Here is a 514-nt window from a genome sequence, read left to right as displayed (position 1 = left end):
GGTCCCGTAGACATCCTCGGACTCGTCCATGACCTCCTGGATCTTCTGTCGGCTCTCCTGATCGAACGTACTCGTGTCGATGAGGCTGCGTTCGTACCACTCTTGTAGCGTGCGTTGGCGCTCGTCGATGAGTTCTTCGAGTTCCTCCTTGGTGGCACTCGCCGGTTCCTCATTCTGGATAGACTCCATAATGAGCGAGTCGACGTTGATGTCGTCGAGCATCCCGAGGACGTCGGCCGTGTTGCCGAGTTTCCCACGGATGTTCTCGACCTTGTTCTGGAGCATATCGAAAATCTCGCCCTCGCGAGTATCCTCGAAGGTGAAGTTCCAGACCTTGACCTCCTTGTCCTGGCCGTAACGGTGGAGGCGACCGATTCGCTGCTCGAGGCGGTTCGGGTTCCACGGCAGCTCGTAGTTCACCATGATGTGGCAACTGTGCTGGAGGTCGATACCCTCGCTGGCCGCGTCAGTCGCAAACAGCAGACGGGACTGGCCGTGGTTGAACTCCTCCTCG

The 514-nt window shown here is 58.4% G+C and carries 1 protein-coding gene; it reads right to left on the bottom strand.

Annotated features, from left to right (window positions below; genetic code table 11):
* Positions 1-514: helicase-related protein (locus EXE45_RS21430; protein WP_241989507.1), on the bottom strand; the 514-nt coding region annotated here is incomplete at both ends.

Source organism: Halorubrum sp. SP9, assembly GCF_005435015.1.
GTDB lineage: Archaea > Halobacteriota > Halobacteria > Halobacteriales > Haloferacaceae > Halorubrum > Halorubrum sodomense.
Note: the sequence above shows the minus strand (reverse complement) of the source record. Positions and strands in the feature narration are given on the sequence as shown.